Source organism: Nocardia sp. NPDC059236 (genome assembly GCF_042754085.1).
In the GTDB taxonomy this organism is placed as follows: Bacteria; Actinomycetota; Actinomycetes; order Mycobacteriales; family Mycobacteriaceae; genus Nocardia.
Genome location: NZ_JBHZAF010000012.1, coordinates 50,673 through 76,095, shown reverse-complemented (window position 1 = coordinate 76,095; position 25,423 = coordinate 50,673). Strand labels below are relative to the sequence as shown.

The 25,423-nt window shown below is 69.0% G+C and carries 30 protein-coding genes; 14 read left to right on the top strand and 16 right to left on the bottom strand.

Translation table 11 applies throughout. The features are described from left to right. Positions 1 to 3: 3 nt before the first annotated feature. Both ACFXIV_RS28805 and ACFXIV_RS28800 read right to left on the bottom strand, forming a co-directional pair. Positions 4 to 1,137, bottom strand: coding sequence for a 3-oxoacyl-[acyl-carrier-protein] synthase III C-terminal domain-containing protein (locus ACFXIV_RS28805; protein ID WP_379398950.1), 1,134 nt, complete (start codon positions 1,135 to 1,137; stop codon positions 4 to 6). A gap of 117 nt (positions 1,138 to 1,254) precedes the next feature. Then, the gene (locus ACFXIV_RS28800) at positions 1,255 to 2,061 is read right to left on the bottom strand and encodes a LysR family transcriptional regulator (protein WP_379398951.1); all 807 of its coding nucleotides are present in this window, start codon (positions 2,059 to 2,061) and stop codon (positions 1,255 to 1,257) included. Between the two features lie 67 nt (positions 2,062 to 2,128). Here ACFXIV_RS28800 and ACFXIV_RS28795 point away from each other — a divergent pair, with 67 nt between their 5' ends. Next, a complete protein-coding gene (locus ACFXIV_RS28795; RefSeq protein ID WP_379398952.1) occupies positions 2,129 to 3,022 on the top strand; it encodes an NAD(P)H-binding protein in 894 nt (297 codons plus the stop codon). A 97-nt stretch (positions 3,023 to 3,119) separates the two neighbouring features. Here ACFXIV_RS28795 and ACFXIV_RS28790 read toward each other — a convergent pair whose 3' ends face one another. Beyond that, complete coding sequence (locus tag ACFXIV_RS28790) at positions 3,120 to 3,932, bottom strand: Fpg/Nei family DNA glycosylase (protein ID WP_379398953.1); 813 nt, start codon at positions 3,930 to 3,932, stop codon at positions 3,120 to 3,122. Positions 3,933 to 3,935: 3 nt separating this feature from the next. Further along, positions 3,936 to 4,406 (bottom strand): ribose-5-phosphate isomerase, encoded by a 471-nt coding sequence (locus ACFXIV_RS28785; RefSeq protein WP_040860227.1) that lies wholly within the window; start codon positions 4,404 to 4,406, stop codon positions 3,936 to 3,938. A 124-nt stretch (positions 4,407 to 4,530) separates the two neighbouring features. Between ACFXIV_RS28785 and ACFXIV_RS28780 the strand changes: the two genes are divergently transcribed. After that, the gene (locus ACFXIV_RS28780) at positions 4,531 to 5,649 is read left to right on the top strand and encodes a M48 family metallopeptidase (protein WP_379398954.1); all 1,119 of its coding nucleotides are present in this window, start codon (positions 4,531 to 4,533) and stop codon (positions 5,647 to 5,649) included. Positions 5,650 to 5,830: 181 nt separating this feature from the next. Here ACFXIV_RS28780 and ACFXIV_RS28775 read toward each other — a convergent pair whose 3' ends face one another. Beyond that, positions 5,831 to 6,478, bottom strand: coding sequence for a DsbA family protein (locus ACFXIV_RS28775; protein WP_379398955.1), 648 nt, complete (start codon positions 6,476 to 6,478; stop codon positions 5,831 to 5,833). Between the two features lie 169 nt (positions 6,479 to 6,647). Between ACFXIV_RS28775 and ACFXIV_RS28770 the strand changes: the two genes are divergently transcribed. The 3 genes from ACFXIV_RS28770 to ACFXIV_RS28760 all read left to right on the top strand — a co-directional run bounded on the left by ACFXIV_RS28770 (position 6,648) and on the right by ACFXIV_RS28760 (position 9,607). Beyond that, positions 6,648 to 7,844 carry an NAD(P)/FAD-dependent oxidoreductase gene (locus tag ACFXIV_RS28770; protein WP_379398956.1) on the top strand — a complete coding sequence of 399 codons (1,197 nt, stop codon included), beginning with the start codon at positions 6,648 to 6,650 and terminating at the stop codon, positions 7,842 to 7,844. A 105-nt stretch (positions 7,845 to 7,949) separates the two neighbouring features. After that, complete coding sequence (locus tag ACFXIV_RS28765; RefSeq protein WP_354834706.1) at positions 7,950 to 8,351, top strand: YciI family protein; 402 nt, start codon at positions 7,950 to 7,952, stop codon at positions 8,349 to 8,351. Then, the gene (locus ACFXIV_RS28760; protein ID WP_379398957.1) at positions 8,351 to 9,607 is read left to right on the top strand and encodes an RNA polymerase sigma factor; all 1,257 of its coding nucleotides are present in this window, start codon (positions 8,351 to 8,353) and stop codon (positions 9,605 to 9,607) included. The genes ACFXIV_RS28765 and ACFXIV_RS28760 overlap by 1 nt, the downstream gene beginning before the upstream one ends. Positions 9,608 to 9,622: 15 nt before the next feature. On the opposite strand, the gene ACFXIV_RS28755 is transcribed toward ACFXIV_RS28760, so the two are convergent. Further along, a complete protein-coding gene (locus ACFXIV_RS28755; protein ID WP_379398958.1) occupies positions 9,623 to 10,582 on the bottom strand; it encodes an AraC family transcriptional regulator in 960 nt (319 codons plus the stop codon). 130 nt (positions 10,583 to 10,712) lie between these two features. On the opposite strand from ACFXIV_RS28755, the gene ACFXIV_RS28750 reads away from it, so the two are divergent. Further along, entirely contained in the window at positions 10,713 to 11,393 is a 681-nt protein-coding gene (locus tag ACFXIV_RS28750) for an NAD(P)H oxidoreductase (protein ID WP_379398959.1), read from the top strand. Here the strand turns inward: ACFXIV_RS28750 and ACFXIV_RS28745 are convergent. Then, positions 11,390 to 12,226: a phosphoribosylaminoimidazolesuccinocarboxamide synthase gene (locus ACFXIV_RS28745; protein ID WP_379398960.1), complete on the bottom strand. Its 837-nt coding sequence runs from the start codon at positions 12,224 to 12,226 to the stop codon at positions 11,390 to 11,392. The genes ACFXIV_RS28750 and ACFXIV_RS28745 overlap by 4 nt on opposite strands. A 337-nt stretch (positions 12,227 to 12,563) precedes the next feature. On the opposite strand from ACFXIV_RS28745, the gene pepN reads away from it, so the two are divergent. The 4 genes from pepN to ACFXIV_RS28725 all read left to right on the top strand — a co-directional run bounded on the left by pepN (position 12,564) and on the right by ACFXIV_RS28725 (position 17,003). Beyond that, entirely contained in the window at positions 12,564 to 15,155 is a 2,592-nt protein-coding gene (gene pepN, locus ACFXIV_RS28740) for an aminopeptidase N (RefSeq protein ID WP_379398961.1), read from the top strand. Between the two features lie 187 nt (positions 15,156 to 15,342). Then, positions 15,343 to 15,732: a hemophore-related protein gene (locus ACFXIV_RS28735; RefSeq protein ID WP_354834689.1), complete on the top strand. Its 390-nt coding sequence runs from the start codon at positions 15,343 to 15,345 to the stop codon at positions 15,730 to 15,732. 81 nt (positions 15,733 to 15,813) lie between these two features. Beyond that, a complete protein-coding gene (locus tag ACFXIV_RS28730; RefSeq protein ID WP_379398962.1) occupies positions 15,814 to 16,416 on the top strand; it encodes a ClpP family protease in 603 nt (200 codons plus the stop codon). Beyond that, the gene (locus ACFXIV_RS28725) at positions 16,413 to 17,003 is read left to right on the top strand and encodes a ClpP family protease (RefSeq protein ID WP_379398963.1); all 591 of its coding nucleotides are present in this window, start codon (positions 16,413 to 16,415) and stop codon (positions 17,001 to 17,003) included. The genes ACFXIV_RS28730 and ACFXIV_RS28725 overlap by 4 nt, the downstream gene beginning before the upstream one ends. Positions 17,004 to 17,072: 69 nt before the next feature. Here ACFXIV_RS28725 and ACFXIV_RS28720 read toward each other — a convergent pair whose 3' ends face one another. The 5 genes from ACFXIV_RS28720 to ACFXIV_RS28700 all read right to left on the bottom strand — a co-directional run bounded on the left by ACFXIV_RS28720 (position 17,073) and on the right by ACFXIV_RS28700 (position 20,594). Next, the gene (locus ACFXIV_RS28720; RefSeq protein ID WP_379398964.1) at positions 17,073 to 17,465 is read right to left on the bottom strand and encodes a helix-turn-helix domain-containing protein; all 393 of its coding nucleotides are present in this window, start codon (positions 17,463 to 17,465) and stop codon (positions 17,073 to 17,075) included. Between the two features lie 178 nt (positions 17,466 to 17,643). After that, positions 17,644 to 18,087, bottom strand: coding sequence for a DUF5130 domain-containing protein (locus tag ACFXIV_RS28715; protein ID WP_379399033.1), 444 nt, complete (start codon positions 18,085 to 18,087; stop codon positions 17,644 to 17,646). Between the two features lie 10 nt (positions 18,088 to 18,097). Next, complete coding sequence (locus tag ACFXIV_RS28710) at positions 18,098 to 18,376, bottom strand: hypothetical protein (RefSeq protein ID WP_379398965.1); 279 nt, start codon at positions 18,374 to 18,376, stop codon at positions 18,098 to 18,100. Between the two features lie 77 nt (positions 18,377 to 18,453). Then, positions 18,454 to 20,055 (bottom strand): glycoside hydrolase family 13 protein, encoded by a 1,602-nt coding sequence (locus tag ACFXIV_RS28705; RefSeq protein ID WP_379398966.1) that lies wholly within the window; start codon positions 20,053 to 20,055, stop codon positions 18,454 to 18,456. A 134-nt stretch (positions 20,056 to 20,189) separates the two neighbouring features. After that, a complete protein-coding gene (locus ACFXIV_RS28700; protein ID WP_379398967.1) occupies positions 20,190 to 20,594 on the bottom strand; it encodes a globin in 405 nt (134 codons plus the stop codon). 268 nt (positions 20,595 to 20,862) lie between these two features. Between ACFXIV_RS28700 and ACFXIV_RS28695 the strand changes: the two genes are divergently transcribed. Continuing rightward, positions 20,863 to 21,594, top strand: coding sequence for an HNH endonuclease (locus ACFXIV_RS28695; protein ID WP_354834668.1), 732 nt, complete (start codon positions 20,863 to 20,865; stop codon positions 21,592 to 21,594). A gap of 4 nt (positions 21,595 to 21,598) precedes the next feature. Here the strand turns inward: ACFXIV_RS28695 and ACFXIV_RS28690 are convergent, their stop codons facing one another. After that, positions 21,599 to 22,054, bottom strand: a complete 456-nt coding sequence (locus ACFXIV_RS28690; protein ID WP_379398968.1) for a MarR family winged helix-turn-helix transcriptional regulator — start codon at positions 22,052 to 22,054, stop codon at positions 21,599 to 21,601. Between the two features lie 44 nt (positions 22,055 to 22,098). Further along, positions 22,099 to 22,233: a hypothetical protein gene (locus tag ACFXIV_RS28685; RefSeq protein WP_379398969.1), complete on the bottom strand. Its 135-nt coding sequence runs from the start codon at positions 22,231 to 22,233 to the stop codon at positions 22,099 to 22,101. 111 nt (positions 22,234 to 22,344) lie between these two features. On the opposite strand from ACFXIV_RS28685, the gene ACFXIV_RS28680 reads away from it, so the two are divergent. Beyond that, a complete protein-coding gene (locus tag ACFXIV_RS28680) occupies positions 22,345 to 22,476 on the top strand; it encodes a hypothetical protein (protein WP_379398970.1) in 132 nt (43 codons plus the stop codon). Positions 22,477 to 22,506: 30 nt separating this feature from the next. Here the strand turns inward: ACFXIV_RS28680 and ACFXIV_RS28675 are convergent, their stop codons facing one another. Next, the gene (locus tag ACFXIV_RS28675; RefSeq protein WP_379398971.1) at positions 22,507 to 23,145 is read right to left on the bottom strand and encodes a helix-turn-helix domain-containing protein; all 639 of its coding nucleotides are present in this window, start codon (positions 23,143 to 23,145) and stop codon (positions 22,507 to 22,509) included. A 74-nt stretch (positions 23,146 to 23,219) separates the two neighbouring features. On the opposite strand from ACFXIV_RS28675, the gene ACFXIV_RS28670 reads away from it, so the two are divergent. Both ACFXIV_RS28670 and ACFXIV_RS28665 read left to right on the top strand, forming a co-directional pair. Beyond that, positions 23,220 to 23,966 (top strand): AzlC family ABC transporter permease, encoded by a 747-nt coding sequence (locus ACFXIV_RS28670; protein WP_379398972.1) that lies wholly within the window; start codon positions 23,220 to 23,222, stop codon positions 23,964 to 23,966. Between the two features lie 43 nt (positions 23,967 to 24,009). After that, positions 24,010 to 24,327, top strand: coding sequence for an AzlD domain-containing protein (locus ACFXIV_RS28665; RefSeq protein WP_379382633.1), 318 nt, complete (start codon positions 24,010 to 24,012; stop codon positions 24,325 to 24,327). 53 nt (positions 24,328 to 24,380) lie between these two features. Here ACFXIV_RS28665 and ACFXIV_RS28660 read toward each other — a convergent pair whose 3' ends face one another. Further along, the gene (locus ACFXIV_RS28660; RefSeq protein WP_379398973.1) at positions 24,381 to 25,109 is read right to left on the bottom strand and encodes a dienelactone hydrolase family protein; all 729 of its coding nucleotides are present in this window, start codon (positions 25,107 to 25,109) and stop codon (positions 24,381 to 24,383) included. Positions 25,110 to 25,423: the final 314 nt, after the last annotated feature.

Here is a 25,423-nt window from a genome sequence, read left to right as displayed (position 1 = left end):
CCGCTATCCGGCGTCCGGCGCCGACACCGCGGTCAGATGCATGAAAGAGACCGCGAACCGGCCGGATTCGGGCACCATGCACAGCAGGGTGTCGCCCGGCTCGATCATGCCCTCGGTCATCATCTCGTCGAGTATGACGAAAATGGAAGCGCTGCCGATGTTTCCGACCCGGGTCAGGTTGCTGAACCACATTTCGGGGCGGCCGGCCCAGATGCCGCGGCGCTCGAGCTCGTCCAGCAGGATGGTCTTCATCCGTTCGCTCGAGTAGTGCGCGGGGAACCACGTCACCTGCTCGGGATCGAATTTGCCCATGTCACAGAGGCGTTCGTACTCGTCCACGCCGACCCGCACCAGGTGCGGCAGCATGGTGAGCCGCTGCCGCAGATGCAGCGCGCCGTCGGCGGCGGCGTCCGCGGTGGCCGGATAGTCCATCCAGCTCTTGACGACCGTGCTGTCGCCGGTGCCGATGAACATGCACGTCTTCTCGGTATTGGCGTACGAGGTCAGCGTGATCCAGTCGATGCGCAGGCTGACCCCGGAAGCCGCGGGCCGGTCCTGGATGACCGCCGCGCCGGCGCCATCGGAGAGCATGTACCGCAGGAAGGCGGCCTCCATCGGGATGGCCCCGCGGTCGGAATCGAGCTCCTGGTACCGGGAGCTCTTCAGGCCGCGGGAGGCGAGTTCACTGGCGACGGTGACCGCCGTGCGCTTCTCGCCGATCGCCACCTGGAGGTAGGCATTCTTGAGCGCCATCATCCCGGAGCTGCAGATGCCCTGGGCGGTCGCGATTTCCAGCGGCCCGTAGCCCAGCTCGCCGTGCACCATGCTGGCGAACCCGGGAGCGATCACATCCCCGACGGTGGTCGCGGCCGTGAGCAGTTCGATATCGTCGCCGCCCAGTCCGGCGCGCTCGACCGCGGCGCGCACGGCCGCGGCCGCCATCTCCGCGTTCGAGACGACCGTCTGCTGCTTCTTGTCGATCGCGTAGTAGCGCGTCTTGATACCGCAGTTCTCCAGGGTCCGTTCCCGCAGCGCGGAGGACGCCCGGCCCACGGACCCGAGATAATCCTCGATCTCGTTGTTGGGCACCGGATCTCCCGGAAGGAACCGGCCGGTGGCCGTGATGTACGCGCTCATGCTGGAACTCCAATTGACCCGCCGGCAAACTCTACGAACAGTACTGTACGCAGATAGCCACGCGGATTGAAATATTCATTCTTCACACTCCCGATCCCAAGGTCATTCGTCTGTGGTTCAGGACCGCAGGGTTGCGGTGGCGATGTCGAGGAATTCGCGGAGGAGCTTGTCGTGATGGCCCGAGGCGACTGCCAGGCAGGTTTCGGCGCTGGGGGCGTCGGTGACGGGGCGGTGGACGAGGTCGGGGCGGACGTAGGCACGGGCGACACTGCGGGGGACGAGGGCCATGCCGTGGCCGGAGGCGATCAGCTCGAACTTTTCTTCCAGTGAGGCGGTGCGGCGTTTCGGGGTGTCGAGCATTCGCTCGCCGTCGAGATCGGCCAGGGTGAGTTCCCGGCGCGCAGCCAGCGGATGGGTGGCGGGCATGCAGGCGACCCGGGGGTCGTGGCCGACGGGGATGGTGCGCAGTCCGGATTCGTTGAAAGGCCTTCGGAGGTAACCGATCTGGGCTCGGCCGTCCCGTAGCGGCGCGTCCGGCTCCCACCAGCGCGCGGGCACGACATCGGTTTCGACCTCCGGGTGCCGTGTCGCGAATTCCCGGATCGCCTCCGAGACGTACAGTCCGGCCGAGAAGGCGACCACCAGGCGTCGCACGCCGTGGTCGGCGTCGTGTACTCGCCGCACCGCCGCGTCCACGGCGGCGAGAATCCCCTGCGCCTCCTCGTAGAGCTGCTGTCCGGCGGCGGTCAACTCCACGGTGCGGGTGGTCCGCACGAGCAGCGCGCAATCCAATTCCTGCTCGAAAGCCTTGATCTGACGGCTCAGCACGGGCTGGGCGATGTAGAGCTTCTCCGCCGCCCGGCCGAAGTGCCGATGCTCGGCCACCGCGGCGAAGTAGCGGAGCTTGCGCAGATCCAGATCCATACCCTCACGGTATCAATCCGCGGAAAGGGTCTTGGACGCCGCGACGAACCGTCACCAGACTCGAAGCATGATCGTCATCACCTCCCCCACCGGCCAGATCGGCCGCCAGCTGCTGGACCGCCTCCTCGAAACATCCACTCGCAGTGAAGAATTGCGCGTCATCGTGCGCGATCCCGGGAAGCTCCCGGAGGCGATCCGCACCCGCGTCGACATCGTCACCGGATCGCACGGCGATGCCGATGTCGTGGACCGGGCCTTCGCCGGCGCGGACGCGGTGTTCTGGCTGGCCCCGCCCGACCTGTACGCGGCGAGCCTGGACGACGTGTTCACCGGATTCACGCACGCCGCCGCGAAGGCATTCACCACCCACGGGGTCGGGCACGTCGTCGGCGTCTCGTCGCTCGGGCGGGGCACTCCCCTCGCGGGTCGGGCCGGCCACGTGACGGCATCGCTGGCGCTGGACGATCTCATCGCGAGCACGGGCGTGGCCTACCGCGCACTGGCGAACCCGTCGTTCATGGACAACCTACTGTGGCAGGCGGTTTCGATCCGGGACGACGGCGTGTTCACCGGCACCGAGGCCGCCGACCGCCCGACGCGGATGGTCGCCACCCGCGATATCGCCGCGGCGGCCGCCCGCCTGCTGCTCGACCGCTCCTGGACGGGAACCGGCGAGGTCCCGGTACTGGGTCCGCAGGACCTGACACCGAACGAGATGGCGCACACCATGTCCGAGGTATTCGGCCGCCGAATCCGTTACCAGCAGCAATCTCTCGACGACTTCCGCGCCACCCTGAGCGCGCGCGGCATCGGCGACCCGATCGCGACCGCCTACGTCGACATGATGCACGCCAAGAACAACGGCCTCGACGACGCCGTGCCCCGTACCGCCGCAACCACGAGCCCGACAACCTTCCGCGAATGGTGCGAACAGATCCTCGCGCCGGCGATCGGCGCATAACCACGAACTGCAGGGATCTCGGCATGAGCGTGCGTCTGCGGGCACGCCAATTCGGATCCAACCCGAGACGGTCGTGCCGCTCCGGTCCGCGACGGGTTCAGCGGGGCTGACAGGTGGGGCACCAGAACAGGTTTCGAGCATCCAGCACCGAGTGCAGGACGGTGGTGCCACACAGACGGCACGGGTCTCCCGCCCTCCGGTAAACGTAGGTTCGCGGCTTGTCCTTGGCGTAAGCCGGTGCGCCGTGGTCGTCTTCGGGGCGGACCACCACGATCTTGCCGCGGCGCACGCCCACCTTCATCAGGTCGACCAGGTCGGACCAGATCGCCTGCCACTCTTCGTAAGAGAGCTGGGTTCCCGGACGATCGGGCGAGATGCCGTGGCGGAAGAGGACTTCCGCGCGGTAGACATTGCCGACCCCGGCCAGGATCTTCTGATCCATGAGCAGCGCGCCGATCGGCCGCTGGGAGCGGCGGATGCGGTCCCAGGCGCGGTCGGGTTCGGCGTCTCGGCGCAGCGGGTCGGGACCCAGGCGGGAGGTGAGCGCTTCGACCTCGGGGTCGAGCAGGATCTCGCACGCGGTGGGGCCGCGCAGGTCGGTGCCGTGCAGGTCGCCGGTGCGGCCGCCACCGATCAGGCGCATGCGGACCTCGCCGACCGGATCGTCCATGGGCACAGCGGATTCGGTGAACTTGCCGTACAGCCCCAGGTGGATGTGCAGGGTGACGCCCGAATCATAGTGGTGGAGCAGGTGTTTGCCCCACGCCTCGGCGCGGGTCAGCACCCGGCCGTCGATCAGCGCCGCGCCTTCGGCGAATCGCCCCTGCGGGCTGGAGACTCGGACCTGACCGCCGGCGAAGCGCTTGTGGTGCAGCTTCGCCAGGCGGTGCAGCGTATGACCTTCGGGCACAGGTCAGTTCGGGAGGGCCGGGGGCACGCCGGTCTTCTCGTACTCGGCGAGGATGTCGATGCGACGCTGGTGGCGCTCCTCGTTGGACCACGGGGTGGTCATGAAGGCGTCCACGATGGCGAGGGCTTCCTCGGTGCTGTGCATGCGGCCGCCGATGCCCAGCAGCTGGGCGTTGTTGTGCTGGCGGGCGAGCTGCGCGGTCTCCACACTCCAGCCCAGGGCGCAGCGGGCGCCGGGCACCTTGTTGGCGGCGATCTGCTCGCCATTGCCGGAGCCGCCGAAGACGAAGCCCAGCGAACCCGGCTCGGCGACCACGCGGCGGGCGGCCTCGATGCAGAAGGCCGGGTAGTCGTCGAGGGCGTCGTATTCCAGCGCGCCACAATCGACGACATCGTGGCCCTGGCCCTCGAGGTGAGCCTTGACGTGGTTCTTCAGTTCGAAGCCGGCATGGTCGGCACCCAGGTATACGCGCATGGCTGCGATTCTGTCAGCACGCCCGCCCCCGGTCCGCACGGGGCTCTCACCCGGGCAGCCCGTCGCGTGCGCGGCCCCGCAGCGACGACCGCGCGTCGACGCCGGTGAAACGTACTATCCAGGCATGACGTCCGACGACAGTTCACAAACGCCGAACGCCTACGGGGGGCAATCCGCTGGCGGCCTACCGGGACCCGGAAGCGCTCCGGCCTGGAACCCCGTAACCGGCACGACCGGATGGGATCCGCGGCTCGGCCCGCCGGGATGGGCTCCGCAGCAACCGTATTCGCCGCCCCCGCCGCCGGTGGTGCAGCAGACCCGGGGCCTGTCCCCGTTCGGGATGCCGGCACGGCACAGCTGGGAGATCCCGCTGCTGGTGATCGTGATCCTGGCCACCGTGCTGGCGTATCTGTTCGCGCTACTGCTGCTGGTGTCCGGCTATGCCGGTCAGCTGGTGCTGGCCCTGGTGTTCGCGCCGCTGCTCGTCTACCTGGGCCGTGGCCTGAACTACGCGACCCAGCGGGTGAACGGCGTGAAGATGTCGCCGACCCAGTTCCCCGAGGGCTATCGCATGGTGCAGGAGGCCGCGGCCCGGTTCGGCATGCCGAAGGTGCCCGATGCCTACGTGGTGCTGGGCAACGGCCAGATCAATGCGTTCGCCTCCGGGCACGGCTTCCGCCGCTACGTGGTGGTGTACAGCGATCTGTTCGAAATCGGCGGCGCGGCACGCAATCCCGAGGCGCTGGCCTTCATCGTCGGCCACGAGGTCGGGCACATCGCGGCCGGGCACGTCTCGTACTGGCGGCAGCTGGGCATGTTCATGGCGCCGTTCCTGCCGATCCTGGGCAGCTCGCTGATCCGCTCCCAGGAGTACACCGCCGACAATCACGGCTTCTGCAACCGGCCGCAGGGTGCGCCCCCGGCCATGCAGACGCTCGCGGGCGGCAAGTACCTGAACAATCTGGTCGGTTTCGACGAGATGGCCGACCGGGCGGCCCAGGAGAAGGGCTTCTTCGTCTGGATCGTGAACGCCATGTCCAGTCATCCGGTACTGACCTGGCGCATGTGGGCGCTGCGCGACCGCAGCCGCCACGGCAAGCTGTTCTGGCGGCCCGACGTGCCGCAGCGTCCGGTCGCGGCCCCGCCCTATGGCGGGTACCAGCCGCCGTACCCGGGCGGATACGGCGGTCCGCCGCCCGGATACGGCGATACCACCACATATCACGAGTACCGGCCGCAATGATGTCTCGCGACAGCGAAGATCGGGCGACGTCTCCAAATAGGTGACGGCACAACTGATTTCGTGAGGCGAGGGCACCTCCCCGGGTACCGCCGGAATCGGCTTGCTGCTCTGCCACAGGCACGCGTGCCCGCGGGTGAACGGCTCCCAGCCGTGCGCTGAAGACCCGGGGAGGCGGGTGAGCTCAGTCGAAGACGGGATCCTCGGTGCGGGTCCGCTTGAGCTCGAAGAAGTGCGGGTAAGCAGCCAGCGCGACCGCGCCGTCCCACAGCTTGCCCGCCTCCTCCCCGCGCGGGATGCGCGACAGCACCGGCCCGAAGAAGGCGACGTCATTGATGTGGATGGTCGGCGTGCCGACATCCGGGCCGACCTTGTCCATGCCGGCGTGGTGCGAGGCGCGCAGGGCCTCGTCGAAGTCGGTGCCCTTGGCGGCCTCGGCCAGGTCGGCAGGCAGGCCCACCTCGGCCAGCGACTCGGCGATGATCTGGGCGAGCAGGTCCGCGCGGGAGCCGTCCTCGCGCTCGTACTCGGCGCGGCGGTTGTGCAGGCGGGTGCCCATGGCGGTGTAGAGCGGGGCCAGCACCTTGTCGCCGTGCGCCTGGGCCGCCGCGATGGCGACCCGCACCGGGCCCCAACCGGTCGCGAGCAGCTCCTCGTACTGCGGGGGCAGGCCCTCGCGGCCTTCGTTCAGCACGGACAGGCTCATCACGTGGAAGTGCGTCTCGATATCGCGTACCTGCTCGACCTCGAGGATCCAGCGGGAGGTGATCCAGCACCACGGGCACAGCGGGTCGAACCAGAAGTCGACCCGGTCCTTCTTGGTGTCGCTCACAGGGAAATCCTTTCGCAGTCGATCGACGGCCGAGGGCAGGGCCGTACTCAATGCGCAACAACCCCGATTGTTGCCGATATTTCCGCTCCGCCCGACTCCACCCGGGCTAGGGTCGGACTATCGGCCTCATCGACGGCGGTCCCGACCGTACTAGCAGGGAGGTTTCGGCATGACCACATCCAGGTTCGTCATCGCGGGCGGTGGCCTGGCCGCCGCAAAGCTCGCGGAAGCCTTGCGGGCCAATGATTTCGATGGTTCGGTCACGCTCGTCAGCGCGGAGGATCATCTGCCGTACGAGCGGCCGCCGCTGTCCAAGGACCATCTGCTGGGCAAGCAGGCACTCAGCGACTTCACCGTGGATCCGGCGCAGTGGTATCGCGACCACCATATCGAGATGATGCCCGGCACCACCGTCACCGCGCTGGATCGCGGCACCAAAACCATTGCGCTGCCGGACGGTACGACACTGCCCTACGACAAGCTGGCGCTGGCCACCGGTTCGCGGCCGCGGCTGCTGCGGATGCCCGGCGCGGACGCCGAGGGGGTGCACGTGCTGCGCACCATCGAGGAGTCCGACGCCCTGCTCGCGATGTTCGGCTCCGCGCGGCGGCTCGCCGTCATCGGCGGGGGGTGGATCGGGCTCGAGGTGACCGCCGCCGCACGCGCCGCTGGCGTGGAAGTGACTGTGCTGGAGGCGGAATCGGTACCGTTACAGGCCGCGCTCGGGGCCGAGATGGGCGCGGTGTTCGCCGATCTGCACCGCGCGCACGGGGTGGATCTGCGGCTCGGGGTGAAGGTCGGCGAGATCACCACCGCCGACGGCCGGGCCACCGGGGTGCGGCTCGACGACGGCACCCCCATCGAGGCGGACGCGGTGCTGGTCGCGGTGGGTGCGCGGCCCAATATCGAGCTGGCCGCCGATGCCGGACTGGCGGTCGGCGGCGGTGTCCTGGTCGACGAGAGCCTGGCGACCAGCGACCCGGATATCGTCGCGGTCGGTGACATCGCCGATCAGCAGCATCCGGTGCTGGGGCAGCGAATCCGGGTGGAGCACTGGGCGAATGCGCTCAACCAGCCCGCGGTGGCAGCCCTGACCATGCTGGGCAAGCCCGCCGTGTACGACCGGCTGCCCTACTTCTTCACCGACCAATACGACCTCGGCATGGAGTACACCGGGTACGTGGCGCGAGGGCAGCAGGCGCGCGTGGTGGTGCGCGGCGACCTCGGCAAGCGCGAGTTCGTGGCGTACTGGCTGGACTCGGGAAACCGGGTGCTGGCCGGGATGAACGTGAACATCTGGGATGTACAGGACAAGATCAAGAAGCTGATCCTGAGCGGCGAGGCCGTGAACCCCGAGGAGCTGTGACGACCCTCACATAATCCGGAGTACGGAGTACGTCGTCCCGGCGTACTGGGCTCCGACCTCTGGACGAGAGCACCCGCAAGGGTGCACCGACGAAAGGAGCCGATCGTGAAGTACATCCTGATCAAGACCTACTCCGCCGCCGCCTACTGCGACACCCCGATCAACGAGTGGGCGCCCGAGGAGATCCAGGCCCACATCGACTTCCAGCGCGCCCTAGGCGAGGAGCTGGCCAAGTCCGGCGAACTCGTCGACGCCCAGGGCCTCGCCGACCCGGGCCAGGCGCGCACCGTCACGTCCGACGGCCGTTCCGCGCCGGTGGTCACCGACGGCCCCTTCCCCGAGACCAAGGAGTTCCTGGCCGGGTTCTGGATCGTCGATGTCGACAGCCCGGACCGCGCGCTCGAGATCGCGGCCAAGGCATCGGCCGCGCCCGGCCCCGGCGGCAAGCCGATCGGCGAGTACATCGAGATCCGCCCGATCATGAGCGCCCCCGCCGCCGATCTCTGATGCCGGACACCGTGATCGAGGACCTGCTGCGCGACCTCGCGCCGCAGGTCCTCGGCACCCTGATCCGCCGCTACGGCGACTTCGACGCCGCCGAGGACGCCCTCCAGGAGGCCCTGCTCGCCGCCGCCACCCAGTGGCCTGCCGACGGCCTGCCCGACAACCCGCGCGGCTGGCTCATCCAGGTCGGCGCGCGGCGTCTCATCGACACCATCCGCGCCGAGTCGGCCCGCCGAAACCGCGAGGCCGCCAACGCCATCCGCGATCCCGAACGACTCGGTGCCGCCGCCCCTGATCCGGCCGACGCGGTCATCGCCGAGGATCGCGACGACACGCTGACGCTGTTCTTCCTGTGCTGCCATCCGGCCCTGTCGCCGGCGAGTGCGATCGCACTGACGCTGCGGGCGGTGGGCGGGCTCACCACCGAGGAGATCGCGCGCGCCTTCCTGCTACCGGAAAGGACCATGGCGCAGCGGATTACGCGCGCCAAGAAGCGTCTGGCAGCCGAGGAGCGGCCCTTCGCCATGCCCGCGGGGTCGAACGGGCAACGGGAAGAATGGAATGAGCGGCTCGGCAGTGTGCTGCGGGTGCTCTATCTGATCTACACCGAGGGGCACACCAGCGGTGGCGAGCGACTGCGGCGGGGCGATCTGTCGAGCGAGGCGATTCGGTTGGCGCGGGCCCTGTCCCGCGTCCTGCCGGATGATCCGGAGGTCACCGGGTTGCTCGCATTGCTGCTGCTGACCGATGCCCGGCGGGCGGCGCGCACCGGAAGCCGCGGCGAGCTGATCCCGCTCGCCGAACAGGATCGCGGCCTCTGGGATCGCGAAATGATCATCGAGGGCGTGCGGCTGGCGACCGCGGCGGTGCGCAGCGGCCTCATCGGCCCGTACCAGATCCAGGCCGCCATCGCCGCCCTGCACGCCCAGGCGCTGCGCCCCGAGGACACCGACTGGCCCCGGATCCTGCTGCTGTACAACGCCCTCGAACGCCAGTCCGCCAACCCGATGGTGACCCTCAACCGCGCGGTCGCCACCGCCATGGTCCACGGCCCCCAGGCGGGCCTGGACCTCACCGACACCCTCACCGACTCGCTCGCGGGCAACCACCGCCTCGACGCCGTCCGCGGCCACCTCCACGAAATGGCCGGCGACCCCGACGAAGCCATCGCCGCCTACACCGCCGCCGCCCGCCACACCACCAGCCTCCCCGAACGCGACTACCTCACCATCCGCGCCGCCCGCCTCCGCCGCCAGTGACCGACCGGCGGCAGGTCAGGCGGCGGTGGCGCGGAAGGCGGTGGGGCTCTGGCCGCGGTGGCGTTTGAAGGCGGCGGAGAAGCCGAAAGGGTCGGCGTAGCCGAGGGATTTGGCGATCTGCGCGATGGTGAGATCGGTGGCGGTGAGGAGTTCCTCGGCCTCGTGCATGCGGGATTCGGTCAGGTAGGCCAGCGGCGGCCGGCCCACGACGGCCGTGAAGCGCTTGGCGAAAAGTGAACGGGAGACCCGGGATTCGGCGGCGAGGCCGGCCACGGTCCAGGGTGCGCCGGGGGTGGTGTGGATGGCGGTCAGGGCCGGTCCCACGATCGGGTCGGACAGGCCGCGGAACCAGCCCGGGGCGGCGGGCCCGGCCTGGTCGAACCAGCTGCGGAGGGTGCAGACCAGGCTCCAGTCGAGGAGGCGGTCCACCATGGCCTGCGAACCGGCGCTCTGATCGACGGCGGAGGCCGCGGCGGATTCGATCCAGCCGCATGTGTCGAAGTCGTCGGTGACGACCAGGACGGGCGGGAGCGAATGCAGCAGGCGTTCGTGCCGGCGAGCCGAGGTGCGGTAGGCACCGACCATCAGGGCGGTGGCATTCGCCGCACTGCCCCAATGGATTCCGGACAGCTCCTCGGCGGTGCACGCGGAATCGCCGGTGAAGCAGGAGATCTCGTATTCGGCGGGCTTCCCGTCCCGGCAATCCTCCGGAGTCTCCAGTCCCGCGGCGTCCTTCGGGGCCTGGAACCCCTCCGACACCAGGTGGAAGGTCTGCGGTCCACGCACCAGCGCGGTATCGCCGACCGCGAGCGGCCTGCTGCCGCCGTCGGGCGTGCGCAGGGTGCCGCCGCCGCGCAGGACCGTGATCATGGTCAACGGAGCGTGGTCAGCGAAGCAGATGGTCCAGGGCGCGGGCATCACGGCGTGCGTCACGACCGAACCCTCGGCGCGAATACCGCTCAGCAGCTTGCTCATGGGATCCACCCGATCGAGGCTAGACGAATTCCTATCCAGCGGAGCGCTTTGTCTATGGATCGTCCACGCCGAGGCGGGTGTACTGGGAACACCGGAACGCGACATCGACGCCGATCCAGGAGGAAATCCCTTGTCGCACAACGATACCCGTCAGCAGACCGCCCTCGTGGTGATCGCTCACCACCGATCCGATTCCCTCACTGCGTATATCGCCCGCCGGACCGTCGCCCGGCTGGAGTCCGCCGGATACCGCGTCGACCTGCTGGATCTGCGGGCCGAGGGCTTCGACCCGCGGATGACCGAGGCCGACCAGCCCGACTGGGGCAACCGCGAGAAGACCTACTCCCCCGAGGTCCACGAACACATGGACCGCATCCTGGCCGCCGACGTCGTGATCGCCGTCTTCCCCGTCTACTGGGCGAGCGTCCCCGCGCTGCTCAAGGGCTGGATCGATCGGGTGTGGAACTACGGATTCTCGTACGGCCGCAGCAAGCCTCGCCTGGCGGGCAAGCGCATGCTGTGGCTCGGCCTGGGCGGCGTCGCCGCCGGCGATCCGACCGTCGACTTCATGCAGCAGGCGCTGGAGGGCCAGCTCAATATGGGAATCGCCAACTACTGCGGATTCTCGTACTCCGCCGTCGGTCTGCTCCCCGATGCGGAGGAGCGCCGCCAGCGCCTCGACGCCGACGGGCAGCTCCTCATCGACGCGGCCACCGTCGGCGCGGAACGCGTGACCCAGTGCGCCGAGCTGGAGGGCCGGGCCGACGCATTCGTCACGAACTTCCTTGCCGCCGAAGCGGTTCCGGCCTAGCCTTGAACGCCGCTCCAGGTATTGCCGGTGATGAGCTCGTAGGCCGCGACGTACTTCTGGCGGGTCACCTCGATCACCTCGGCCGGAATCTCCGGGCCCGGGTACTCCTTGTTCCACCCGGTGGAGGTGGACCAGTCGCGCACGAACTGCTTGTCGAACGACTTCTGCGGGCGGCCGGGCTCGTAGTCGTCGGCGGGCCAGAAGCGGGAGGAGTCCGAGGTCAGCACCTCGTCGCCGACGGTGAGAACGTCGCCGTCCCAGCCGAGTTCGATCTTCGTGTCGGCGATGATGACCCCGCGCGCGGCGGCGTGCTCGGCGCCCCGGGCATAGATCTCCAGGGTCAGGTCGCGCAGCTGCTCGGCGACCTCCTTGCCCTCCTGGTTCACCACGTCCGCGAAGCTGATGGGCTCGTCGTGCCCGGCGTCGGCCTTGGTGGTGGGGGTGAAGATCGGTTCGGGCAGCTTGTCGCCGTCACGCAGGCCGGGCGGCAGCGCGATACCGGACACGGTTCCGGAGCGCTGGTATTCGGCCAGGCCGCCGCCGGTCAGGTAGCCGCGCGCGATGCACTCCACCTTCAGCATCTTCAGCGGCTTGACCCGCACCCCGCGGCCCGCGAACTCGGCGGGCACGTCGGTGGTGGACAGAATGTGGTTCGGCACGTCGGAGAAGAACCCGAACCACCAGTTGGACAGCTGGGTGAGCAGCGCGCCCTTGTCCGGAATCCGGGTCGGCAGCACCACGTCGTACACCGACACCCGGTCGGATGCGACCAGGATCAGCGAATCGCCGTCCTCGTACAGGTCGCGCACCTTACCGGCGTGGATGTGCTTCAACGGTCCTCCTCGTGCTGGGCGATTGCTGCCGCCGCAGAGCTTACCGACGGGCACCGTCCGCCTCGACGCCCGGTCGAACGCCCGATCGCAGTCGACCTGGAGCAACCGGCCCGCACGGGCCGGGAACGACCGGCCCGCGCGGGCCCACGCCACGGGTAGGCGGGACGTGGCATTGTGGGGAACGTCGTGTCCGCGCCGGGTCGCGAGTGGAGAATTGTTCGGTCCGCTCGATGCCTCGCGCGGGCGCATCGCATCCCGCACCGAGCCCTGGGCAGCGCCGCTCAGCGAGCCGGGTGCACCTGCACGGCAGAAGTTCTCCGAGAGCTAAGGAGCCCCCTTGTCCGCACCGAATCTCACCCGCGAGCAGGCGATCGAACGCGCCGCGACGGTCCAGGTGGAGAACTATCGGGTCGAACTGGACCTGACCGGACAGCCCACCGGTGCCGAAGAGCCGCGCCGTGAGACCTTCCACTCGAAGTCCACCGTGACCTTCACCGCGACCCCGGGTGCGCAGACCTTCATCGACTTCGTGGGCGCGGGTGTGCGCTCGGCCGTGCTCAACGGCGTGGCCCTGGATGTGAGCGGCTACGACGAGGAGCAGGGCCTCACCCTGCCGAACCTGGCCGCGAACAACGAGCTCGTCATCGAGGCCGACGGCCAGTACTCGAACACCGGTGAGGGCCTGCACCGCTTCGTCGACCCCACCGACAACAAGGTCTACCTGTACTCGCAGTTCGAAACCGCCGACTGCAAGCGCATGTTCGCCTGCTTCGACCAGCCCGACCTCAAGGCCACCTACGACGTGATCGTCACCGCGCCCGAGGACTGGGAGGTCATCTCCAACGGCGCGGTCGCCGACACCCACACCATCGGCACCGTGGTCCGCCACACCTTCGCCACCACCCCGCGCATGAGCACCTACCTGGTCGCGCTCATCGCCGGTCCGTACGCCAAGTGGACCGACTCCTACAGCGATTCGCACGGCGAGATCCCGCTCGGCATCTACTGCCGCGCCTCGCTGGCCGAATTCATGGACGCCGAACGGCTTTTCACCGAGACCAAGCAGGGCTTCGGCTTCTACCACACCAATTTCGGTGTGCCCTATGCCTTCGGCAAGTACGACCAGCTGTTCGTGCCCGAATTCAACGCGGGCGCCATGGAGAACGCGGGCGCGGTCACCTTCCTCGAGGACTACGTCTTCCGCTCCAAGGTGACTCGCGCCTCCTACGAGCGCCGCTGCGAGACCGTGCTGCACGAGATGGCGCACATGTGGTTCGGCGACCTGGTCACCATGAAGTGGTGGGACGACCTGTGGCTGAACGAGTCGTTCGCCACCTTCGCCTCGGTGTTGTGCCAGGTCGGCGCGACCGAATACACCAATGCCTGGACCACTTTCGCCAATGTCGAGAAGTCGTGGGCGTACCGGCAGGACCAGCTGCCCTCGACCCACCCGATCGCCGCCGACATCCCGGACCTGGCCGCGGTCGAGGTGAACTTCGACGGCATCACCTACGCCAAGGGCGCTTCCGTGCTCAAGCAGCTGGTGGCCTACGTCGGTGAGGAGCCGTTCCTGGCCGGTCTGCGCGACTACTTCACCGAACACGCCTACGGCAACGCCACCTTCGACGACCTGGTGGGCGCGCTGGAGAAGGCGTCCGGCCGCGACCTGTCCGACTGGGGCGCGCAGTGGCTCAAGACCACCGGCCTGAACATCGTGCGCCCGGACTTCACCGTGGACTCGGACGGCAACTTCGCGTCCTTCGCGGTCGTCCAGCAGGGCGCGGAGCCCGGCGCCGGTGAGCGCCGCGTGCACCGCCTGGCCATCGGCGTCTACGACGACCAGGACGGAAAGCTGGTGCGCACCAAGCGCGTCGAGCTCGACATCGATCCGGCCGAGCGCACCGAGGTGCCCGAGCTGGTCGGCGTCGGCCGCGGCAAGCTGGTGCTGGTCAACGACGACGACCTCACCTACTGCTCGGTCCGCCTGGACGCCGGCTCACTCGACACGGTGGTGGCGCGCATCGCCGATATCGCCGAGCCGCTGCCCCGCACGCTGGCCTGGTCGGCCGCCTGGGAGATGACCCGGCAGGCCGAGATGAAGGCCCGCGACTTCGTGGCGCTGGTGCAGCGCGGCGTCGGCGCGGAAACCGAGATCGGTGTCGTCCAGCGGCTGCTCATGCAGGCCGGCACCGCGCTCGGCGCCTACGCCAACCCCGAGTGGGCGCGCGCCGAGGGCTGGCCCGCCTACGCCGACCGCCTGCTGGAACTGGCCCGCGCCGCCGGTGCGGGTTCGGACCACCAACTGGCGTTCGTCAACGCGCTGACCGGCGCGCTGCTCTCGCCACAGCACATCGAGGTGCTGCGCCGGCTGCACGCCGATGCCCCGGAGGGTGTCGGCCTGCCGGGCCTGACCGTCGACACCGACCTGCGCTGGCGCATCACCCAGGCGCTCGCGGCCGCGGGGGCCATCGACGCCGACGGCATCGAAACCCCGGTCATCGACGCGGAACTCACGCGCGACGACACCGCCGCGGGCCGCCGCCAGGCCGCGGCCGCGGCCACCGCCCGCCCGCAGGCGGCGGTCAAGGAATCGGCGTGGGACACCGTCATGGTCGACGACACGGTGCCGAACATCACCGCGCGTGCCATCGTCACCGGTTTCGCCCCGGCGGGCCAGGGCGCGCTGCTGGCCCCGTACGTGGAGCGCTACTTCGCCGAGATCGCGTCGGTGTGGGAGCGGCGCTCCAGCGAGGTCGCCCAGACGGTCGTGGTGGGGCTGTACCCGCACTGGGCCGTCACCGAGGAGGCCGTCGCGGTGGCCGACAAGTTCCTCGCCGGTGAACACCCGCCGGCGCTGCGCCGCCTGGTGGTGGAGGGCAAGGCGGGCATCGAGCGCTCGCTGCGCGCCCGGGCCTTCGACCGCAGCTAGAAAGCACTGCACGGCAGCATATTTCGACCGCCGACAGCCCCTCCCGAATCCATTCGGGAGGGGCTGTCGGCGGTGCGGGGCCGCGACTGAAGAGTCGCTGAAGAACCCCCGCCGGACGGGGTCCGCGGGCCCGGAGTCCGACATGATCGGTGCCGCAAGCCATCCCGACCGAATGAGGCCACCCACCATGACATCCTGGACCCGTCACGCCGCCGCCGCTCTCGCCGTCACCGGAATCTGCTCCGCCGCAGTGCTTTCCGGCACCGGCGTGGCGGCCGCCGACGACGATGACTCGCTCACCCGTTCCACCTGCAGCTGGGCCCAGATCGACACCACTCTCAACGATCAGGATCCGGTGCTGGCCCGGCTCATCGACGGCCACCCGGAACTCACCTCCGGGCTCGCCGTGATGTACCAGCTGCCGCCCGAGGCCCGGCCCGAGTCCTTCTTCCGCATCGTGTCCCAGTACCCCGACGTCGAGGACCGCATCGAACAGATCCGCCACGACCACGCCCCCGGCAGCGAACCCGTGCGCGCCAAGTTCGACCGCGTCGCCGATACCTGCCACCGGCACTAGCCCGGCAGACGCTGCTGTGGGCGGATCCGCCCACAGCAGCGCGGCAGGACTTCCGGCGATCCGCTGCGGCACCGTGAAGGCATGGCAGAGAACAAGACTCCGATGTTCAACTGGCACACCAGGGAACAGCTCTTCGCCCGCCGGGTGCTCGTACTGGACGGGCCGCTCGACGACGACAACGGCACGCTGCTCATGACCCAGCTGCTCACGCTGGCGGCCGAGGATCCCGAGGCCGACATCTCGCTGTGGATCCACTCGCCCGGCGGGTCCGTGCCCGCCATGCTCGCCATCCGCGACGTCATGCGGCTGGTGCCGGGCACGGTGTCCACACTGGCCCTCGGATTGGCCTGCAGCGCGGGACAATTCCTGCTGTCGGCGGGGACACCCGGGCACCGCTACGCCCTGCCGCACGCCCGCATCCTCATGCACCAGGGTTCGGCGGGCATCGGCGGCAGTGCCGTCGAGGTGGAGGTGCAGGCCGACGACCTGCGCTACACCGTGCAGACCGTCCTCGGCCTGATCGCCGCCGACACCGGCCAGCCCTACGCCCAGGTCTTCGAGGACTCCCTGCACGACCGCTGGTTCACCGCGACGCAGGCCCGCGAGTACGGCTTCATCGACGGCATCGTGGACTCCTTCCACCAGGTCGTCCCGCAACGCCAGAAGCTGGGGATCTCGGCATGAGCAGCTACACGATTCCGAATGTGATCGCCCGCGACCCGCGCGGCGAGCGGATCATGGACGTCTACTCGCATCTGCTCACCGAACGCATCGTCTATCTCGGCACGCCCATCGACTCCGGTGTCGCGAATGCCCTGATCGCCCAGCTCCTCCACCTGGACGCGGAAAGCCCCGGCCAGGACATCAACCTCTACATCAACTGCGAGGGCGGCGACCTGCCGGCCATGCTCGCGGTCTACGACACCATGCAGCACATTCAGTCCCCTGTGGTGACCACCTGCGTCGGCCAGGCGATCGCGGTGGGCGCCGTGCTGCTGGCCGGCGGCGCGAAGGGCCGCCGCAATGTCCTCCCGCACTCTCGAATCGTCCTGCACCAGCCCGCGATTCGAGGTCAGGGCACCATCCCCGACCTGATCCTGCAGGCCGACGAAATCGTCCGCATGCGCGCCCAGATCGAAACCATCCTCGCCACCCACACCGGCCAGTCCGCGGAAACCCTGCGCCGCGACACCGACCGGGACCGGGTCTTCACCGCGCAAACGGCGCTCGACTACGGCCTGGCCGACCATCTCCTCGGCCCCCGCGCCTGAACGCCGGCGAGCATGCGCTGGTACACGCACAACGCCGAAAAGGCAGGTGCGCCAACGCATGCTCGTGGATCAGGCGGCCAGCAGAACGGGGGAGATCGCCAGCGGCGAGATGGCCGGGTGCCGGGCCGGGGCGGGACGGGCGCGAAGCAGGTCCTCGGCCACCTGCCGTGTGAGCGAACCCAAGCTGGTGCCCAGAGCCCCCGCCAAGGCCGCGATCATCTCGCTGGACGGCTCCTTGCGCCCCCGTTCGACCTCGGACAGATACTGCGGCGAAATACCGGCTCGCCCAGCCGTTTCCGTCAGCTTCTCCCCCCGCTCCAGCCGAAGTGAGCGCAACTGACCGCCGAGTGCCTCCCGCCACAGCGGCTCGCGCACCGGCGCCGAACACGCCGCACGTCGCACCACCCCGGCCCCTTCGTCGAGACCACCGGGAATTGCTTGCAAACGCGGATGCTCGGCCATCTCCCGAGCGTAAATTCCCCCACCCCGCCCCCGCGCCCCGATCTGCTCAGGGCGAAATGTCGGTCGGGGCGTGCGGGGGTCGGTGCGCGATCTTCACCCCTCGGGGTTTGGGGGCTGAGCCCCCAAACGTCCCTTGGGGTTTCAGGGGGCGAAGCCCCCGAGAAGAGCCGAGAGTCGGCTAGACCCGCCCGATGGCGGCGGCCATCACACGCACGGCCGAGACCAGGCCGTCGATCAGCTCGCCCTGGCGGAAGGAGCTGGTGGCGGCGGTGGCGCCGAGCTGGCAGACGCGGTCGTTGGCGCGTTCGGCGACATCGCGGCCGGAGCGCACCTCGACAGAGTTGGTGTTCGGGTCCACCGCGATGAGCACCGAGCGGGCGGCCTCGGGGGTGGAGGGGAACAGGGCGTCCACGCCGGCCGCCGAGTCGGAGCCCAGGTCACCGATGTAGACGTTGAAGCGCACCTTGGTGGCACGGGTGGCGTCGGTGAGCGCATTGTCCATGAGCAGCCGCTCGCGGTCGTTGAACGGCGCTTCCTTGAAGACGTCGCCGGCCTCGTGCACACCGGAGACGCGTCCACTCGTGGTGATCGCGTAACCGTGGGGTAGGTCGGCCTCGTCCACCACGGGCCAATTAGAACTTGCCACTTGCCCGGCCTCCGATCAGCTCCGCGTGGGCGGATTCGATAGCCGCATGGTCACCATGCGAATCAGCAGTGTCGTGGTGGCCGGATCCGGTCACCTCGTCGGTCGCGCTCCACAGCACCGGGGGCTGGGTCCACTTCGCACCGAGTTCGTAGTGTGCCGGCTTCTTGCCGGGCAGCGGCTTGCCGAGGAACGACAATCCGGCGATCACCAGATAGATCGCGACCGGGATGCCGACGTAGATCAGCACTGTCTGGAGAATGCTCACGGCCCAACGGTAGTCGATGCCCGTGTGCCTACTACGACCGGTAAGGGTTAGTGCGGCCGTGTCGTAACAAACCCCTTTCAGACCAGCCAGGCCGTCGAGTTCGCCGGAAGTTCCCGCCGCGGATTGATCGCCGCGCTCGCCAGCAGCACCTCACCCGCGGGGAGCAGGATCGGCGCATCGGTGGCATTGAGCACGCATAGCAGACCGCCCTCGCGCCGGAATGCGAGGCAGCCGGGCGGACTCGCGTACCACTCCAGCTCGAACCCCCCGAATTCCGGCCGGACGGCCCGCAATTCGATCGCCATCCGGTACAGCGACAGCATGGAATCCAGTCGCTCCAGCTGCGCCTCCACGGTCAGCGCCGCCCACTCCGGCGGCATGGGCAGCCACGGCACTCCCGTCGTGAACCCGAACGGCGGCGACTCCCCCTCCCACGGCAGCGGCACCCGGCAGCCGTCCCGGCCGCGCTCGGTGTGCCCGGAGCGTTCCCAGGTGGGGTCCTGCAGCGCCCACTCGGGGAGGTCGTCCACATTGGCCAGCCCCAATTCGGCTCCGTTGTAGACGAATACGCTGCCCGGCAGCGCCAGCTCCAGCAGGATCATGGCCCGCGCCCGCGCCTGCCCGACGGGCCCGCCGCCGTAGCGGGTGACCTCGCGCTCGATGTCGTGGTTGGACAGCGTCCAGGTGGGCGTCGCGCCGACCCCGGCCACCGCGCGCAGCGAATTGTCCACGGCCGCGCGGATCCGATCCGGCCGGAAGGGCGTCTGGGCGAGCCGGAAATTGAAGGCCAGGTGCAGTTCGTCGGGCCGGACGTATTCGCCGAAGCGGCTGTTGTCGTCGACCCACACCTCGCCGATGGCGACCGCGTGCGGATACTCGTCCATCACCTTCCGGATCCGCCGGTGGATGTCGTGCGCACCGGGGTTGTTGAAACGCGGATCGTCGTCCTCGAGGTGGAGCATCCGTGTGTCGACGCGCTCCATATCGGGCAGGCCCGGGGGTTTGGCCATGCCGTGCGCCACGTCGATCCGGAAACCGTCGACGCCGCGGTCCAGCCAGAACCTCAGGGTTTGTTCGAAATCGGCTGCGACCTCAGGGTTTTCCCAATTCAGGTCGGGTTGTTCGGCGGCGAAGATGTGCAGGTACCACTGCCCCGGTCTACCGTCCGGTTCGATCACCCGGGTCCAGGCCGGACCACCGAAGATGCTCGGCCAGTTGTTCGGCGGCACAGCGCCGTCCGGCCCGCGGCCGTCGCGGAAGAAGTACCGCGCCCGCTCCGGACTCCCCGGCCCCGTCGCCAGCGCCGCCTGGAACCACGGATGCTGATCGCTGGTGTGGTTGGGCACCAGGTCCATGGTCACCCGCATGGCCCGGTCGTGCGCCTCGGCGATGATCTCGTCCAGCGCCCCGAGGCCGCCGAACAGCGGGTCGATATCGCGCGGGTCCGACACGTCGTAGCCGCCGTCGGCCATGGGCGAGCGCATCACCGGGCAGATCCACAGCGCGTCCACCCCGAGTAGCTCGAGATAGCCCAAACGGTCACGCAGTCCACCCAGATCACCGACACCGTCACCGCCGGAATCGGCGAAGGAACGCGGGTACACCTGGTAGAACACAGCCGATCGCCACCACGGAGCCGGACCGGCCCCGCCCCCGGCTGCGGCGGAAAAATCAGTCACAGCCGTAATGGTGCCAAAGCACAGTGACTTTCGCGGTCACGTCGAATGGACTTGTCCAGTTTCAGCAAATGATCAGCGGACAGCTGCGGGCGCCCGGAAACACTGTGAGGCGCTGGTATTTCTGCGGATCGAACTCAAAAAGGCGAGTTAATCAGCGAATTCGCGGCCATCTCGAAGTAGTCGAGCAGCTGCTGCCGGTGCGCATCGTCGAGCACCTCCGGCTCGATCTCCGCCACCGCGATGCGCATGGCCCGCAGCCACGCGTCCCGCTCGATCGGCCCGACCTTGAACGGCATGTGCCGCATCCGCAGGCGCGGATGCCCGCGCTCGTCGGAGTAGGTCCGCGGCCCGCCCCAGTACTGCTCCAGGAACATCCGCAGGCGTCGCTCGGCCGGGCCCAGATCCTGCTCCGGATACAGCGGCCGCAACACCTCGTCCTGCGCCACCTCGCGGTAGAACGCCGCGACGATCCGATGGAACGTCTTCTCGCCGCCCACGGCTTGATAGAAGGAGGTTGCAGTCTGCTCGCCGGAAGTCACGTCCCCATTGTGCCCACTCCCGCGACGTCCGGCCCGGGTGCACCCTCGATACGGCCGATCGACGCCCCCTCAGCACACCGTTCGCAGCTCGGAACAGCGTTTCTCGACGCCCGGCCGGCCCGCGTGCACGATTGTCACGTCCCGTTCATCCGAATGTGCCCGACAATGTGCGAAATCACCGTGCAATATGCGGCAAGTCATGGTCAACTGGGTGGCAGTCTGCCGAGATACCACACAATCGGACGAATACGAAACCGGGGTATGGCCCATGAAGCAGCGGCACGGCGCCCGACACGAGGCGCGGACCCATCGACAACTCCAGCCCGCCGACGTCCACAATCGTGGGTCGGGGGCTACTCCGCTGCACTTGCTGTCCGAACATTCTCATTCCGAGCATCACCTGGGCGCTCATCCCGAGCCCGCCCATCCGGGCGACCACCGCGAGCACGCGCATCATCCGCCCACCGCAGCACCCGTTCCCGCCTGGGCCAAACGCCGCGTGCTGCTGCTGAACGCCACGTACGAGCCGCTCACCGCCCTGTCTGCACGTCGCGCCATCGTGCTGCTGATCTGCGACAAGGCCGACACCGTGCACGACAATCCGGAGGGTCCGGTCGTGCATTCCGCCGGCACCTCGGTGGCGCTCCCCTCGGTCATCCGACTACGCAACTACGTGCGCGTACCCTACCGGGCACGGGTACCCATGACCCGAGCCGCCCTCATGCATCGCGACCGCTACCGCTGCGCCTATTGCGGCGGCAAGGCCGAAACCATCGATCACGTCATTCCGCGCAGCCGCGGCGGCGCCCACTCGTGGGAGAACTGCGTCGCGTCCTGCGCCCCCTGCAATCACCGCAAGGCCGACAAGCTCCTGAGCGAACTGGGCTGGACGCTGCACCATCCGATGGTCGCGCCGAAGGGTCCGCACTGGCGGTTGCTGTCGGCCAGCTCGGAACTGGATCCGATGTGGTTGCAGTACCTCGGCGAGGGCGCGGCCTGACGCGTCACTCCCCCGTGGGCAGACCGGCTTCGGCGGCCAGTACGCCGAGCGCGCGCAGGAAGGCCGTGCGCTCCTTCGCGGTCAGCCCGGCGGTGAGTTCCTCGTCGAGTTCTCGCGCGGCCTTTTCGCATTCCGCCAGTAGCGCGTAGCCGTGCCCGGTGAGCGTCAGCACCTGCCGGCGCCGGTCCCCGGGATCACGCACGCGCTCGATCGCGCCGAGTCGTTCCAGATGATCGGCCAGCGCCACCACCAGGCTCGGCGCGACGCCGAGCCGGCCCGCCAATTCCTGCTGTGACGCGGCCTCGCCGTGGCTCAGCGCGGTCATCAGCCCCGCGTGCTTGGGCTTGAGATCGAGGGTTTCGATGCGCGCGGCAAAGCGGTCGGCGACCACCGAACCCACCGTGCCCAGCCGGAATGAGACGGTCTTCGGGAGTCCGGTCGGCTTCTTGACATCGTTCACGGGTCAGATGATACTTCCCTCGAAACATTCAGACTCTGAATGATTTAGGGAGTGAAGGAAATGGACGCGTACACCGGAATCGCCATCGCCAACGCGGCGGTCGCCTTGATCTCGGGAGTCTCCAGCGTGGTGGGCATGGCACGGCCCGCGATGGCGGTGCCGGACGGTGGCCAGATCAATACGGGCACACTGTTTTTCGCGTATGCGTACGGGGCGCGGGCGGTGCCGCTGAGTATCGTGATGCTGATCCTGCTCGCGGTCGGGCCCGTAGCGGACTGGCGCCGATTCTGGTGGTCGCCGGACTGGCTCAGATCGGCGACGCGGTTATCGGTGCGGGACGGCGCAACTGGCCGATGGCGGCCACCTGCGTCGGATTGGCGGCCGTGCATCTGCTGTCCGCCTGGTGGGTGGCCGGTCAGTGAGATCAGCTGCGCCGCAGCCGGATTCGCGGATCAGCTGTATTCGCTGACCAGCAGGGCCCAGGTGCCCGGCTCGAGGGCCTCGAAGACGTGCGGCAGATCGCCGGGGTAGCAGATGTAGTCGCCGGGCCCGAGTTCCACCGGATCCTCGGCGAGCCCGACCTTGGCGCGACCGGCGCACAGCACGATGTGCTCAACGACGCCGCGGGAGTGCGGGGCGGAGTCACGGGGGTGGCCGGGTTCGGCGGTGACGCGGTAGACGTCACGGCGAGCCGCAGGCGGGGAGGCCGCGAGCAGGGTGGTCCGGTACTCGGACCGCGCCGAGGCGAGGACCGGGCCCTCACCCGCGCGGATCACCTGAACCTGCGGGGTCGGAGGATCCAGCAGCCGCGAGAACTGGATGTCGAGGGCGAGGCAGAGCGCCCACAGCGTTTCGATGCTGGGGTTGCCGGAGCCCGATTCCAGTTGGGACAGTGTGGATTTGGCGATCCCGGCGCGACGGGCGACCTCGGTCAGCGAGAGTCCGGAGCGAGCCCGCTCCCGGCGCAGAGCGGCGGCGATCGCCTCCTGCGGCGACGCGGGCGCCTGCTGCGGGGACGTCGGCGCCTGCGGGGCAGACTCGGGCACCTGCTGGGCAGACACGGGCTCGGAGCGGTCGGACTGCTGGGTCATGGTGGCGTTCACAGTACCGGGATGTCGGCACGTCCCTTTGACGAACCTGGCCGTTTGTGTTCATTATAGAAAACATGCGTTCGACATGGCGAACACTCGATCGGGGTGTGCTCACAGGTATCGCGGCGATCTGCCTGGCAGTCGCCATGATCGGCGTATCCTACGGCGCTACCGCGGTGACCTCCGGACTGCCCGGCTGGCTGCCGGTGCTCATGAGCGTCGCCGTCGTGGCCGGCGGCTCGGAATTCGTCTTCATCGGCATTCTCACCGCCGGCGGCGGGCTGGTCGCCGCCGTGCTGGCGGGACTGCTGGTCAACGCCCGGCACCTGCCCTATGGACTGTCCGTGCCCGATGTGGTCGGCACCGGCTGGCGGCGGCTGCTGGGCACCCACGTCATGAACGACGAATCGGTGGCCATGGCCCTGGCCCAGCCGGATCGGGATCGGCGGCGCGCCGCCTACTGGGTGTGCGGGCTCTCGGTGCTGGCCGCGTGGCCGCTGGGCGCGGCGCTCGGCGCCATGCTCGGCGCGGTGGTGCCCGACCCCAATGCGTTCGGTCTGGACGCCGTCTTCCCGGCCGTACTGTTCTCGCTGGTGCTGCCCGCCCTGCGCGAACCTCTCACCCGCACAGCAGCTCTGGCCGGCGCGGTGGTCGCCGCGGCGACCACGCCGTTCCTGGGCGCGGGGCTGCCGGTACTGCTCGCGCTGACCGCGGTACTGCTGGTCGTGCGCCGCGCGGGCGCGGGCGAAGCCACCACCACCGCGAACGCGGATCAGGCGGCGAGGACCGAGAGCACCACCGCTGCGGCTGGAACCGTATGATGCGGGCGATCTTTCGACGGCTCGGCTCCAGGAGCGCGCGCCGATGACCAAGACTCTCCTGGTGGGTGCCATGGCATTGGCCATGGGCACCTTCGCATTCCGGTTCGCCGGGCCGCTGTTGCGCAGCCGAGTCAAGATTTCGCCGCGCACCATCCGGCTGCTGGAGATCGCGTCGGTCGTGCTGCTCACCGCACTGGCGGTCACCACGCTGGTGCCCACGGGCAGCGGCCAATTCGGGTGGGCGCTGCCCGCGGGTGTGCTGGTCGCGGCGGGGCTGGCGTGGAAGCGCGCGCCGCTGCTGGTGGTGATCCTCTCCGCGGCGGTGGTCACGGCGGGGCTGCGGATGCTCGGCGTGCACTGAGGAGCGAGTCCTCGGTGTCTGGTGAGGAGCGAACCTTCGATGCGCCGAATCCGCTAGCCGCGCAGCAGGTCCGCGAGCCGGGCCCAGGAATCCTCGGCGACCTCGGGCCGGTACCAATCGCGGCCGGGGAAAAGGAAGCCGTGCGGGGCGTCGTCGTAGACCACGATCTCGTGCTGGATATTGGCCGTGCTCAGCGCCTCTTCGAGTTCGTCGCGAGCCTCGGCGTCGATCAGCGGATCCTCACCGCCGAAGAACAACACGACCCGGCCCGTGATGCCGGGGGTGGCTTCGATGGTGGGTTCGGGTGTGGACAGCGGGATATCGGTATTGGTGAGCCAACCCGGGTAGAACGCGGCGGTGGCGGCCAGCGGGAGTTGAGTGGCGGCGTAGTAGGCGACGTGCCCGCCCGCACTGAAGCCGACCATGTTCAGCGAGACCGCGCCGCGGCCGCGCAATTCGTCGAGACAGGCCGAGACATCGTCGACCACCCCGGGACGGGTCAGGGTGCGCAGCAGTTCCAGGCCGCGTTCCCGGTCGACGTGCAATTCCAGCTCAGCGCGTGGCGCGACGCGGTGGAACAGGTCCGGCAGGACGGCAATGACGCCCAGAGACGCCAGGCGGTCGGCGGCCGCTCGCGCCGTGGCGTGCTGGCCGTAGATCTCGTGTCCCACAACGACTCCGGGATACTCACCCGGTTCCGCCGGACGGGCCACATAGGCGCTCATCACGGCGTCGCCGACCTTCAGGTCGATCCACTCGGTCACGATCGCGGCATCGCTCATGCCGCCAAGGTAATCGGCACGGGGCGGAGCGACCAATCATTGCGGCTATGCCGGCCATCGCGATTCCGATGGCCGGCGGACCGGCTGTCGCGTCAGCCGCCCACGGCGGGCGCGAAGGCCGGAGCCAGCAGGGCGATGCCCAGCGCCACACCCGCGAGAATGCACCTCAGGATCGTCATGATGATGGCCCCTCCCTGGTTGCGTTCGGCCCGACTCGAACGTATCCGGGCTCGAAAAACCTTACGAGCCAGGATATTCAGTGCCCCGCGCATTGGGGGCGGGTTCGGGCCGGGACTCGGTGCCGGAAGGGCGGC